Annotated in this window: 11 protein-coding genes; 5 read left to right on the top strand and 6 right to left on the bottom strand. The window is 57.0% G+C overall.

Annotated features, from left to right (window positions below):
- Positions 1–11: 11 nt before the first annotated feature.
- Positions 12–620: a glutathione S-transferase gene (locus OCH02_RS17600; RefSeq protein WP_315899230.1), complete on the top strand. Its 609-nt coding sequence runs from the start codon at positions 12–14 to the stop codon at positions 618–620.
- Here the strand turns inward: OCH02_RS17600 and OCH02_RS17595 are convergent.
- Positions 617–1,720 (bottom strand): DUF1615 domain-containing protein, encoded by a 1,104-nt coding sequence (locus tag OCH02_RS17595; protein WP_261432308.1) that lies wholly within the window; start codon positions 1,718–1,720, stop codon positions 617–619. The genes OCH02_RS17600 and OCH02_RS17595 overlap by 4 nt on opposite strands.
- A 206-nt stretch (positions 1,721–1,926) precedes the next feature.
- On the opposite strand from OCH02_RS17595, the gene tehB reads away from it, so the two are divergent.
- From tehB to OCH02_RS17580, 3 genes are all read left to right on the top strand, one after another.
- Complete coding sequence (tehB, locus tag OCH02_RS17590) at positions 1,927–2,787, top strand: SAM-dependent methyltransferase TehB (protein WP_261432307.1); 861 nt, start codon at positions 1,927–1,929, stop codon at positions 2,785–2,787.
- A gap of 153 nt (positions 2,788–2,940) precedes the next feature.
- Positions 2,941–3,579 (top strand): leucine efflux protein LeuE, encoded by a 639-nt coding sequence (gene leuE, locus OCH02_RS17585; RefSeq protein WP_261432306.1) that lies wholly within the window; start codon positions 2,941–2,943, stop codon positions 3,577–3,579.
- 266 nt (positions 3,580–3,845) lie between these two features.
- Positions 3,846–5,345 (top strand): aldehyde dehydrogenase family protein, encoded by a 1,500-nt coding sequence (locus OCH02_RS17580; protein WP_261432304.1) that lies wholly within the window; start codon positions 3,846–3,848, stop codon positions 5,343–5,345.
- 36 nt (positions 5,346–5,381) lie between these two features.
- On the opposite strand, the gene feaR is transcribed toward OCH02_RS17580, so the two are convergent.
- The gene (feaR, locus tag OCH02_RS17575; protein ID WP_261432302.1) at positions 5,382–6,290 is read right to left on the bottom strand and encodes a transcriptional regulator FeaR; all 909 of its coding nucleotides are present in this window, start codon (positions 6,288–6,290) and stop codon (positions 5,382–5,384) included.
- 185 nt (positions 6,291–6,475) lie between these two features.
- On the bottom strand, positions 6,476–7,117 hold the full coding sequence (locus OCH02_RS17570; protein WP_261432300.1) for a DsbA family protein: 642 nt from the start codon (positions 7,115–7,117) through the stop codon (positions 6,476–6,478).
- Positions 7,118–7,338: 221 nt separating this feature from the next.
- On the opposite strand from OCH02_RS17570, the gene OCH02_RS17565 reads away from it, so the two are divergent.
- Positions 7,339–7,587, top strand: a complete 249-nt coding sequence (locus OCH02_RS17565; protein WP_261432299.1) for a hypothetical protein — start codon at positions 7,339–7,341, stop codon at positions 7,585–7,587.
- 108 nt (positions 7,588–7,695) lie between these two features.
- Here the strand turns inward: OCH02_RS17565 and OCH02_RS17560 are convergent, their stop codons facing one another.
- From OCH02_RS17560 to OCH02_RS17550, 3 genes are all read right to left on the bottom strand, one after another.
- The gene (locus OCH02_RS17560; RefSeq protein WP_261432298.1) at positions 7,696–8,280 is read right to left on the bottom strand and encodes a flavin reductase family protein; all 585 of its coding nucleotides are present in this window, start codon (positions 8,278–8,280) and stop codon (positions 7,696–7,698) included.
- A gap of 203 nt (positions 8,281–8,483) precedes the next feature.
- Positions 8,484–9,716, bottom strand: coding sequence for a YncE family protein (locus tag OCH02_RS17555; protein ID WP_261432297.1), 1,233 nt, complete (start codon positions 9,714–9,716; stop codon positions 8,484–8,486).
- 46 nt (positions 9,717–9,762) lie between these two features.
- A complete protein-coding gene (locus tag OCH02_RS17550; protein ID WP_261432296.1) occupies positions 9,763–12,687 on the bottom strand; it encodes a condensation domain-containing protein in 2,925 nt (974 codons plus the stop codon).
- Between the last annotated feature and the right edge of the window lie 22 nt (positions 12,688–12,709).

Below are 12,709 nucleotides of genomic sequence, written 5' to 3'. Positions count from 1 at the left end.
AGGAGAACATGATGCAACTGATTGGCATGCTGGATTCACCCTATGTGCGCCGGGTGGCAATTTGTCTGAAATTATTGGAGCTCGAGTTTGAGCACCGCGCAATTTCGGTATTCAGCGGTTTTGAGCAATTCAAAGCCATTAACCCGGTGGTGAAAGCCCCGACGCTGGTGCTGGCCGACGATCAAATCCTGATGGACTCTTCACTGATCCTGGAATACGCCGCCGGCATCGCCCCCAGCGGTAAGGCTCTGCTGCCAGCCGAGAGCGCAGCACGACTGCATGCCCTGCAACTGAATGGCCTGGCGCTGGCCGCCTGCGAAAAAACGGTGCAAATCGTTTATGAGCAACAGCTACGGCCGCAAGAGAAACAACATCAGCCTTGGTTGGATCGCGTTCAGGGCCAACTGCTGGCGGCCTACGTCGAACTGGAAAAACAGTTGGCGCAAGCCGTGACTGCACCACAGGTTATGGGCAGTGCAGAGGTCAGCGTAGCGGTGGCCTGGAGCTTCACTCAACTCATGCTGCCCGGGCAGATTAGCGCCGATAACCACCCGACGCTGGCGGCATTTGCCGCTCAGGCCGAACGGCATCCTGCGTTTATCAGCACCCCGCAGGTTTAACCCGCCGAGGCGCGCGTCATACAGCGTTGGCGCCGCTCATCCACCCGTTTGGCAAACCAGGCGGTGGTCAACTTGCGGGTAATTTTCGGGCTTTCCAGTTGAATGCCCGGCAGCATTTCCCGTGGCAGTTTCTTGCCGGTGGATTTCTCCGCCAGGGCATAGACTCGCTCATACAGGTCGGTGTCGGCAAACTCCGGCAAATCGCCCTTCTCCAGCGCCCGACGAATCGACGAGTCGCTCATATTCAAACGCTGGCCGAGGGTGCGTACCGCCAGCTCGGTGGTCCCCGGCTTGTCGGTACCGTAGTTAATCACATCGCCGTCCAGCGCCAATGGAATACCTGTCGTCCGGCTGACTGCGCTCTGGAAGGCCGCGTTGCGGCTGGCGTACCAACCGGCATTGAAGTCGGCAAAGCGGTAAATCGGTTGGCTGTAGTTGGCCGGATAGCCCAACAGGTGAGCGATACCGAAATACATGCCGCCACGGCGGCTGAACACTTCACGACGAATCGTGCCGTCAATCGGGTACGGGTAGCCTTTGGCATGGGCTTCGGCGAAGGCAATGCTCACCTGCATCGGCCCGGCGGTATGCACCGGATTCAGGCTGCCAAACAGCTTTTGCCCCATCGGCACCGAATTAATCATGTCATCAAAAATATCGCTCAGGTCTTTTTCGGTGCGCACCTTATCGAGCCGATCGCTGTAACTCTTGCCGTTCGGCGATTTGATCATCAGGGCGGTGTGCACCAGGAAATTGGGGATATGCAGTTGGTCGGCGCGGCGGTCGATCTCTTTCCAGGCGATTTTTGGCAGCCCCGGCACCGGCGGGTTAGCCTGGAAGGTCGATTCCTGCTCGGTGACGGCCAGCACCGAACACAGGTTCTGGTCGCTGGGTTCAATACCCTGCGCGGCAAAAGCGGCGGTGATATCGGTGGCCCACCCCTGACGATCGGCGGTATTGGCCGGCATTAACCGCACCAGTTGGGCTTTGACGTCTGCCGGACGTTGTACCGGCGTAGTGGTCGTGGTTTTGGTGCTACAACCGGCCAACACCAACAGTGCACCCAGGCTCAATGGCTTGATAAAATGGCGAATTAGCATCTTTTCCCTGACCTTTTAGCATAAACTCCACTGACGTTAGCCCAGGCTGGGGCCGCGATCCAGTTTAAATATGCCAATCCTCTCGTACGGCCACCAGGAAAATCCGCTTTGATGATCTCAGGCATGTTCAAAGCCACTATAAACATGTATTTTATATGCAACATATAAAATAGCGATGCGGCAACGCAGAACCCGAGGAGTGATAGATGAACGAACTGCTTTGTTATAAAACCCTGCCGGAGTGGAACAGCACTACGCTACCAAAGAGCTTCCAGCAAAAGCACAACACCCAAAGCGGTACCTGGGCCAAACTCAGGCTGCTGAGCGGAACATTGACCTTCGCGTTGATGACTGAAGAGGGTGAAACCACCGAAACCTGGCAGTTCAGCCCCGAGAGCCAACCGCCGTTTATCGAGCCGCAGCAATGGCATCGCATCGTTTCATTCTCCGATGATATGACCTGCCAACTGGCTTTCTATTGCTCGCCGGAAGATTACTATCACAAGAAATACCAACTGACGCGTACCCACTCCGAAGTGATTGAGGCCGTCCAGCAGATCGCGCCCGGCAAGACGCTGGATTTGGGCTGTGGCGGCGGACGCAACTCGCTTTATCTCAACCTGAAAGGCTTTGACGTCACCGCCTGGGACAAGCACGGCCCATCGGTCGATAATCTCAACGGCATCATCGACAGAGAAGGCTTATCGCACCTTCGCGCCAGCGTGCAGGATCTCAATACCCACAGCTTCAGCGGCGAATACGACTTTATCCTTTCTACCGTGGTGTTGATGTTCCTCAACCCGGCGCAGATCCCGCGGCTGGTGAAAAACATGCAGGACAGCACGGTCAACGGCGGTTACAACCTGATCGTCGCGGCAATGGATACCCCGGATTACCCTTGCAGCCTGCCCTTCCCATTCACTTTTAAACCGGGTGAGTTGAAAGAGTATTACGCCGGTTGGGAAGTGCTTAAGTACAACGAAGAGGTTGGCCAACTGCACAAAACCGATGCCGCCGGTAATCGTATTTCGCTGCGTTTCGCCACGCTGCTGGCACGTAAGCCATAACCCCTGTCTGCCTGCGCGCAACTGATGGCGAAACACGGTAATCAACATGAAGTTTATTACGTTGCCAACCCGCCCCCGCGGCGTTAGGATCGCGCCCGGCTACGGGTGTAGCCAGTGTTATTGGCTGTCAGTTCCGCGCATGGAGAGGTTATTGTGTTAGAAAGTTTTGGCGTCCTGAATCTTTGGACCTATCTGGCCGGGGTGGTTTTTATCATCATCCTGCCGGGCCCGAATACATTGTATGTATTGAAAACCGGCGTAACACGCGGTGTGCGGGCCGGCTATACCGCCGCGCTGGGCGTGTTTATCGGTGATGCTATCCTGATTTTCTGCGCCTATATCGGCGTGGCTTCGCTGATCCGCACCACGCCGTTTCTGTTTACCCTGGTGCGTTTTCTCGGCGCGATCTACCTGCTGTTCCTGGGTGCCAAGATTCTCTACGCCACCTTTATCCAGAAGAATGCCGAGCAGCATCAACAGATTGAAGGCAGCCACAGCATTCTGCGCAAATCGCTGACGCTCAGCCTGACCAATCCGAAAGCTATCCTGTTTTATGTGTCGTTCTTCGTGCAGTTTATCGACTTCAACTATGCCCACACCGGTCTGTCGTTCACCATTCTGGCGTTGATCCTCGAATCGGTCAGCTTTATCTATATGACCACGCTGATTTTCTCCGGCGCGATGCTGGCGCACTTCTTCAACCATAAGAAAGGCCTGGCAAAACTGGGCAATGGCCTGATTGGCCTGCTGTTCCTCGGCTTCGCCACCCGCCTGGCGACCCTCAGCTCCTGATCCCGCCGATTAACGGCTGACTCAGTCAGCCGTTATGTCACGCAGAGCAAACCGATTGTCAGGCAGACAAAAGTCGTGCCGCCGGGCCTGCTGTAGACTTTTAAGGTTAACGATTTACCCAAAATAATTGGAGCTACATCAAGGCGGCTAGCGCGTGAATCGCGATGAGCTTACACAAGTAAGTGATTCGGGTGAGTGAGAGAAGCCAACACAGATGTAGCTTCAATAATTAAGGGTACGACCTTTTTTGTCTGACAGGAGGGCGTATGCCTGACAACATCCTAGCAGTGATGGACAGCGTTTCGCGTTTTCTCGATCGTCATCATGGGCTGTATATTGACGGCCAATGGTGCGAGTCCAGTGCCGAAGATCGGTTGGCGGTATATAACCCCGCTGACGGAAAACAAATTTCCTCCACCGCCGACGCCAATGCACAGGACGTCGCGCGTGCCGTGCAATCGGCCCATCAGGCTTTCACCTCCGGAGTCTGGGCCCAACGTTTACCCGCCGAGCGCGAGCGCATTTTACTGCGTTATGCCGACCTGCTTGAACAACACACCGAAGAACTGGCCCAGTTGGAAACGCTGGAACAGGGCAAATCGATCAATATTGCCCGCATGTTCGAGGTCGGCTGCACGCTGAACTGGATGCGCTATACCGCCGGGCTGACCACCAAAATCACCGGCCAGACGCTGGACGTGTCGATCCCGATGCCGCCGGGTGCCAAATATCAGGTCTATACCCGTAAAGAGCCGATTGGTGTGGTAGCCGGAATCGTGCCGTGGAACTTCCCGCTGATGATCGGTATGTGGAAGGTGATGCCGGCGTTGGCAGCGGGCTGCTCTATCGTCATCAAACCGTCAGAAACCACCCCGCTCACCCTGCTGCGCATGGCAGAACTGGCTACCGAAGCCGGTATACCGCCGGGCGTATTTAACGTGGTGACCGGCAAAGGCACCGGCTGTGGCAAGGCACTGACAGAACACCCGCTGATCGCCAAAGTGAGTTTTACCGGTTCCACACCGGTGGGTAAAGGCATCGCGCGTGCGGCAGCAGATCGTCTGACCCGCGTTACGCTGGAACTGGGCGGTAAAAACCCGGCCATCGTGCTGAAAGACGCGGACCTACAACAGGTTATCGAAGGCCTGATGGCGGGCAGCTTCCTCAATCAGGGCCAGGTGTGCGCCGCCAGTTCGCGGATTTATATTGAAGCACCGATCTACGACAGCCTGGTCGCCGGGTTCGAGCAGGCGGTGAAATCGCTGACCGTCGGGCCGGGCATGGATGTCAACGCGCAGATCAACCCGCTGGTCTCCAGCGATCACCGTAATAAAGTCGCGGCCTATCTGGACGACGCCAGATCCAAACATGCGGAACTGATCAGCGGCGCAGCCGGGCCGGACTCGCAAGGGTTCTATATTCCGCCGACGCTGGTGATTAACCCGGATGATAAGTTGAATCTGGCACGCGAAGAAGTGTTTGGCCCGGTGGTGAATCTGATCCGGGTGGCGGACGCCGAAGAAGCACTGAGCAAAGCCAACGACACCGATTACGGCCTGACCGCCAGCCTGTGGACCACCAGCCTGCAGGCAGCAATGGCTTATACCCCCCGCATTCAGGCCGGTACGGTCTGGGTCAACACCCATACGTTGATCGACGCCAACATGCCTTTCGGCGGCTTTAAACAATCGGGTAGCGGCCGCGACTTCGGCCCGGACTGGCTGGATGCCTATACCGAATCCAAATCGGTGTGTATTCGCTACTAAAGAGCGCTTTAATCATCAATAGCGCCGCAGATGGCGCTATTGATACTGCTTGCGGTATTCGCTCGGCGAAACGCCAAAGCGGCTTTTGAAGGCGGTGGAAAAGTGGCTGTGATCGCTAAAGCCCCAGTCATAGCCGACAGTGGCCAGTTTCTGTCGCTCCGGTGCGCGGCGTAATGCCTGCGCGCACAAATCCAGACGGCGGTGCTTGATATATTGCGCCACCACCAGTCCCTGGCGAGCAAACATCCGATAAAGACTGCGCACCGAAACGCCAAGCTCATCGGCGATCCACTCCGGCCGCAACTGCGGCGACTGAATATGCGTATCGATAAACGCCAGTGTACGGCTAAAGCTGCGCGGAGGGCTGTCTTCCCCCACCACGCGATCGACCAGCGCCGGACGCAACAGCGTCGCAACCGCGTTCAATATCGCCTCACTCTCTGGAGCGCTCATCTGTGAGTCCTGCATACACCCCAGCACCAGTTGCCGGCTAAGGCGCACCACGCTGCTTTGTGCATCAAGCCGCCGCACGCACTGTACATCGGATGCAGACTGCTCAAGATAGCTGCGAGGCATCAGCAATGAAATTTGGCGAGAGTCTTGTTGAAAGGTAAAGCTGCTGGTGCGCGAAGCGTCGATTAACGTGACGTCACCGGCGGACAACACCGCCTGCCGATCGTCCTGCTCCATCAATGAGCTGCCACGTAGCTGAAAGACCGTGAAAAAGTGCGAACCGTCGCTGCGGGCAATCTCCTGTTGGGTACGATACAGTCGGGTCTGAGCGGCATCCACCACGCTCAGGCGCAGCGCGTGGGCGCGGTACTCTTGCATAGCACCGCTAAAGCCAGGCCCCAATGTCCTGGCGCAAAACCGGCCGCAGGCGGAGTTGATTTTTGCCAACCACTCCTCGAAGCCGGACTCCCTGACCTGTGCGGAAATTGCCATGCTTTCCCCCTTCAAACATCACCGACAAGCACTGCCGGCGTTGAACAGAAAATCAACATAACAACCCGATAACATACAAGCAATGACGGAACCGGGATCTGGCGCCGAGATCACAGATTGCGTCTTGAGCCACCCGATATGAAAAACCCGGCCGCAGCCGGGTTTACAAGCATAAGAGGGAATGCTTAAGGCTGGGTGGTCAGCAGATAGTGGACCACGGCGGCGTACTCTTTGGCATAGCCGTCAACGCTTTGGCTCGCCATACCGGCATTGTCGATCTTGTACTTGCCGGAAACATAAAACGATGGCGTGGCGCGCACGTCCAGCGCTTTGACCGCTTCATTCTGTTTGGCGATCATGCCTTTCACCAGCAGGCTGTGACGCGCATTTTCATAGGTGGCCGCATCAACACCGGCAGCGGCAAACACCCGCTGAATATCCTGTTCACTGTTGATGGCACGCTTCTTTTGCAGCTCGTCGAACAGCATGCCTTCGATTTTATCCTCGATGCCCATCACCATCGCCACCGACCAGGCTTCGGTCAGCTCATTCCCGAGCTTACCCATCAGGCCAACGTGGTATTTGGTCAGTTTAGTGCCCTCAGGCAATGCCTGGCTGACGGTGCTGCCCACATGGTAAGTCTCGGCAAACTGATAGCACGGCCCGCAATAAAAGGAGAAGAACTCCACCACCGCAGGGGCCGAAGCGGCCGGTTTATCCAGGCGGGTGTATTGTTCGCCCGCTCGGTAATCTGCCGCACCCGCGGCGGCAGGAAGCAGTAACACCAATAACGCACCGGCAAGCAGCCGATTAATTCTAGCCAACATAAATACTCCAATTCAGATGAGAACATTATCCCTAACGCCGGTGTTTATAATCAAATTACTGGCTTAAGGCCAGGCTTTATTACCTTATGTTTATGTGGAATTGACCCATATCAAAAGCGTGGGCCAGGCGCTCGGTGGTATTCTCTGACTCAGGTTCTATGCTTAAAAGAAGGCGTTGAACGGTGCGTAACAGCACCAGGAAATCCTATACCGAGGTTAAAATGACACCGATTAACAAAAACATTGGCGAATACGACTTCACTGCGGAAAAGAGAGCGGACATCATCACCGGCACCATCAGCGGTGAATTCCCGGACAGCGATGCCAGTCTTCCCCTGCTGCCATTCTCCGGTCGCTTTGCCGCCCCTTCCGTGGCAGAAGCCATCGCAGAGATTAAACGCAAGTTCCCTCATATAGAGCCGGCAATTATCGATTTATTACGCGATGAAATGCTCAGGGCGGGATATTAACCCGCCCCCACCGATCGCGATTATTAATGCCAGTGATTGAACAGCGACAACTCGACTGTGGAAAACTTACCCGCCGGCATGCCGTGGGGGCGAGTCTCGGGGCATGATTTACAGCTCTTTTGCCCGCAGGGTATCGCCACTGCGAATAAAATTGCCGGCTCCCAGATGATGGATGGTATGTAACTGCGGATCGGCGTCGGCAAAGTTCCAGCGGCCCCCCTGAAACACCCGCTCATCTGCGGCGGCGGCGACCACTTCACCAAAGCAAGTGTCATATTTTTGCTGCGCGCCACTTTCCGGCAACAGACGGCACTCCAGCCAGGCCACGCAACCCTGTTCTATCAAGGGAACATTCAACTGGGCGCTGGAGAAGGTGGCAATATTGAAGCGGGAAAACTTGTCCTCCACTTCCTGCCCCGAAATACTGCCCACCGCATAGGTGGTATCGATAAACATGGCTGCCGGAATGCAGATGCCGAACACCCCGCTCTGCTCAATCATCTGCCGTGAATGCGCCCCCTTGTCGACCACGATGGCAATTCGCGGCGGCGTAAATTCAACCGGCATCGACCAAGCGGCCGCCATCACATTGCGGCGTGTCCCATCCTGACTTCTGCTGGTGATCAACACCGTCGGGCCATGGTTAAGTAAACGGCTGGCATGTTCCAGTGCAACGGGTCGAAAATGATTCATGGGGTGTCCTTCATTGGTGTTTCTGGCGGATATAACATCGGGGGAACGGTGATAGCCTTCTACCACGCAGTGTAGTTCTGGGTTGCTGCGGGGATCAATCTCATTGGCGGCCAGGAAGCACAGAATGTGTATGCCGATCGTTCTGAAGCTTGGGGCGGGCGGGAATATGCTGCGTCAGCCTTCACCGACGCAGCAGGATAAAGCTAGTTTTTAGGCAGTTGAATACGCACCACGCTTTCCGGTTTGCCGGCTTTGGTGCTGGCACCGTCATTTTTCACCGTTACAAACAGCACATTGTTACTGGTATCCAGTGCCAGGCTGTTTGGATGCGGCGGCAAATCCAGCGTTTGCAGGCGTTTAAGCGTCTTCGCATCAAACACCGTCAGCGTGCCGGTGCCGTGATCAACGCGGATCCCTTTGCGATTGGCGACGTACAGCCGCTGGTTACGATCGTCCAGCAGCAGACCGATCGGCACTTCATCGGTCAGTTCGCTGGCCAAAACCTTGCCGCTGTCCGCGTCCAGGGAAAATACCCGGTGACCACTGCTGCGCTTCACGTAGTCGCGATCCAGATGAGTGTTGCGATAGTTATCGCGATCGATCCCCTGATCCACGCCTAACAAACGGTTGTTCTTGCCGTCATACACCAAATTCAGCAACTGATCCGCCTGGATCTCTTTGGTGGAGGTGATCGCCAGCGTGTCGGCATTCAAGGTGATCAACTGCCCCTGCATGTTAGAAACAAATACGCGCCGTCCTTTTTCATCTATGGTGATCCCTACCGCGTTGTAGCCAAAACCGGGGATCGTTTTTTCCAGTTTTTTGTTACGGGTATCCACCACAAACAGCACGCTATCCACCCCGAACCCCAGCCCCGGCAGGAACAAGCGACCGGTCTGCGCATCATATTTCACCTCGCGGATGCGGTATTGATAGTCTTCAGTTATCTTGAAGCGCTTAAGCTCCTCAAGCAGAAACGCCAGCCGTTTACCGCTGATACCGGCGTCTTTGTAGGTTTTTTCCAACATGCTCTTTTCGGTCACGGGGATGCTGGCCAGTGCACGGTTAGTGCTGGTGTCGACCACGCCGACCGAACCGTTGAACCCCTGTGTCAGATAGAGCCGATGCCCGGCATCATCCAGTGCCACGCCGAAGCCTTTCACCTGCAACGGGACCTCCGCCTGCACCGCCAGCGTGGCCGGATCCAGACGCAGCACGCGGGATTTCGCCTCTTCCTTCCAGTCCGGTGCACTGACAAACAGCGCCTGCTGACTTGGGCTGAAGGCCATTTCCACCACCGCCGACGACAACGGCTGACGCTTGATATCTTCTGGCTTAATCCCGGCATCACGGGCCTGTGCCGCACCGGCCACCACCAGCGACGTGGCGATCAACAATGACAGTAAAGCGCGGGGTGTTCCTAAATTTCCAGACATCCGTTTATCTCCATGAAAGTAATAAAGTCAGTTAGGGTGAACAGCGTCATTGCCGTGGTACCGGCGGCAGGGTGGCCAGCGGCATGTCCCCGTCGGCCAACTGGGCAAAATGTGAAAACACGTGCTGAATGCTGCCGGCGATCAGCTCTGCCTGTTGCGCGGTGTAGTGATCGGTGCGATAGGTCATCATTACGCGCAGGGATTTCACGCCGTCTAGGTTTTCTTCCATCACTTCAAACTGCAGACCGAGCAGCGACGCGGTTTTCTCCGGCTCGACCTGACGGTAGGCCACCCTGCTGCCATCCTGCAGGGTAAATGCCCCATTCAACTTGATGCGGCTGTGGATCTGAATGAACACTTCGAACATGTGATTCTTGCGATCGGCATCAACACCAAACAGCCCTTCCTCCACCAGATCGATGGGAATATCGGTGTAGGGCATGGAACCGTTGATGGTGTTTTTAACCTGATCAATCAGGCCCGCCACCGTCAGTTGTTCGGCGAAACGTATCCGGTGCACCACCACAGTGGTGAAGTAGCCGATGGTGTCGAAATACTCGGCGTCGTTACGCCCGGAAGTGGAAGTGCCTACCAGCAGATCCGCCGGGCCGCCGAGCAGGCGCAGGGCCGAGGTAATACCGGCGTAGACCACGTTGAACAGTGAGGCGTTGTTCTTTCTGGCCTGCGCGTACAGCCCATCGGCCACCGCCGGATCGACGTCGAACTCCAGCCAGCCGCCGTCAACGTCGGCCTCGGCCGGTACCGCAGGATGGTGTGAAGGTTCCTGCTGGAACAGAGGCTGACCGACCGGCGCGTCGCGCAGATTATCCAGCCAGTAATCCAGGTGTTGCTGTACTACGCCGCCCGCCTGCTGCCGCCGGGCAAAGGCATGAAACTGCGGCACGTCACTTTTCCACTGCGGCGCTTGCCCCGCCACACGCTGGCGATAGGCAACCCCCAATTCGTCCATCATCAGGTTCAGCGACCACTCGTCGAGCACCACATGGTGGAACAGCAGCGAAAGCAACTGCTGACCGGTGGCCGCATCCCGCAGGAAGGTAGCACGCAGCGGCAGCTCGGCGGTCAGGTCAAAGCGATGATCCCCCGCCCTGGCCAACAACTCACTGGCATCACCGGCCGGTGTTTCATCGGAGAAATGGAACCAGCCGTAATCCAGCAAGCCAGTGGCTGGCACCACCTGCTGATATACCTCGCCCTGGCGTTCGATAAACAGCGAGCGCAATACGCTGTGGCGGGTCATCACGTCGATAAACGCCTGACGCAGCGCGGTTTCATCCACCGGATCGAGGAAACAGATGGCGAATGGCAGATTGAAGATCTCGTCGTGGCCAAACGCCTCATAAACTTTCCACAGAGAGTGCTGTGCCAGCGACAACGGTGCCTGTATGACGTCGTCCTGCCGCAGCGTGGCAAGTTCCTGCACGACCGGGGCGGCAGCGACCTGACGTTTGGCGTAAACCGACAAACCTCGGGCTGTGGCATGGCTGAAGAGATCGTTAATGTTGAGTTCGATACGGTGCAGGCTGAGTAAACGGCCAATAACACGCGTAGCCACCAGCGAGTGCCCGCCGCGATCGAAGAAATCTTCATCGGCGGTCATCTCCGGCGCAACCAGTGCGTCACGGAATTCCGCCAGGATCAGTTGGGCAATATCTGCATTCTCGGCCTGCGCGTGTTCCGTCGCCAAAACGCTCTCGGACAAGGTTGACGGCTGTTTAGCGGCAGGAAGCTGCGCCGCCGTTATTAACCGTCCGGCGAGGAAAGCAACAAACTGTTCCAGCAGGAAAGGCGCGGCATGCGGAGTTAAGCGGGGATCCGTAACCAGTTCCAGCACCACCGAGTCCGGATCCGGCAGGCTCAGGGCCAGCACCATTTCAAACGGCGTATGCAGTGGTGGCAGCAACAGCCGTTCGGCGCTGACACCGTCAAGCTGCAACGCCACCGACGAGTCCGCCAGCCAGGTCACCAACAGTTGGGCCAGCTGGGGATTAGCCACTTCCGCCGTTTGCTGTGCCAGCAGGCGACTTTCCGCCTCTGGATCCACAGGCCCCAGGGTCAGGCGGTTTAGCTGCGCAGTGCTCATCCAGGTATCCAGACCGCTCGCCTGCTGCGCATCGCCCTGCGGCACACTCAGTTGCACCGGCTGCCCGCCGGACTGGGCGCTGATAAAGCGACCAAAACGCACGGCAATCGCCGCCAGCAGCGTCGCGGGGTTGTCTGCAGCCGGCAAGATTTTGCGCGCTACGCGGGTCGCTATACGCACCCCAGCCTGAGCCAAAAGCGCATCCTGAGGGACGGATGTCTGGTGATCCCGCAGGGCCGTCGCCTGGCGCGGCCATGGCAGCACCAGCTCGGTGGCTTCCGCCAGGGTCGCCACCGGAGGAATGATGGCAAAACTCGGCGTCGGCTCAATGCCGTTATACAGCGCCGACAGCGTGGTCAATAATTGCCGACAGGACAGGGTTGGGGCCAAAATATCGTGCGCCACTACGCCTAATATTGCACCGGTGCCGGTGAATAGCAGAAAACGTATCGGCGCTACTCGCGCCAGTTCGAGAGGAGTGGCCTGCGCCTGCAGCAAACGGCTAACCGCCTGTTGCTGGCCAGTGACCGCCTGAATACTCACTGGGTTCAGCGTCGCGCTACCCCGCAGTTTGCGTAAACCCTGTTCATCATCAAAGTCATAACGAACGTCCAGTTCCGGCATCAGCCGCATCAGGGCTTCCAACGCGCTAACCAAACGGCCGATATCCGGCTCGCCACCCAGGCGCCAGGCCATTGCCTGCTGGCTGCTGCCATCGCCCCGCTGCTGGTGCATAAACCACGCCAGCTCTTCCGCTTCGCTCAATGGCTGACTGGCGTCCTCCGCCCGAACACCCAGAGTCTCGAACGCCAGATCCAGACGCTGGGCCTCGTCATCGCTGAGAATATTGTCAAAATAACCGCTCACTGCTTTATCTCCTTGTGCCCGG

The organism is Serratia quinivorans (genome assembly GCF_946227985.1).
In the GTDB taxonomy this organism is placed as follows: Bacteria; Pseudomonadota; Gammaproteobacteria; order Enterobacterales; family Enterobacteriaceae; genus Serratia; species Serratia quinivorans_A.
This window is presented reverse-complemented; position numbering and strand designations above follow the sequence as displayed.

Excerpts from the sequence above, each read along its gene's own strand:
- OCH02_RS17560 (WP_261432298.1), bottom strand. The coding sequence starts at position 8,280 with ATGAATCATTTTCGACCCGTTGCACTGGAACATGCCAGCCGTTTACTT.
- OCH02_RS17565 (WP_261432299.1), top strand. The coding sequence starts at position 7,339 with ATGACACCGATTAACAAAAACATTGGCGAATACGACTTCACTGCGGAA.
- OCH02_RS17595 (WP_261432308.1), bottom strand. The coding sequence starts at position 1,720 with ATGCTAATTCGCCATTTTATCAAGCCATTGAGCCTGGGTGCACTGTTG.
- OCH02_RS17570 (WP_261432300.1), bottom strand. The coding sequence starts at position 7,117 with ATGTTGGCTAGAATTAATCGGCTGCTTGCCGGTGCGTTATTGGTGTTA.
- OCH02_RS17555 (WP_261432297.1), bottom strand. The coding sequence starts at position 9,716 with ATGTCTGGAAATTTAGGAACACCCCGCGCTTTACTGTCATTGTTGATC.
- OCH02_RS17600 (WP_315899230.1), top strand. The coding sequence starts at position 12 with ATGCAACTGATTGGCATGCTGGATTCACCCTATGTGCGCCGGGTGGCA.
- tehB (WP_261432307.1), top strand. The coding sequence starts at position 1,927 with ATGAACGAACTGCTTTGTTATAAAACCCTGCCGGAGTGGAACAGCACT.
- OCH02_RS17580 (WP_261432304.1), top strand. The coding sequence starts at position 3,846 with ATGCCTGACAACATCCTAGCAGTGATGGACAGCGTTTCGCGTTTTCTC.
- feaR (WP_261432302.1), bottom strand. The coding sequence starts at position 6,290 with ATGGCAATTTCCGCACAGGTCAGGGAGTCCGGCTTCGAGGAGTGGTTG.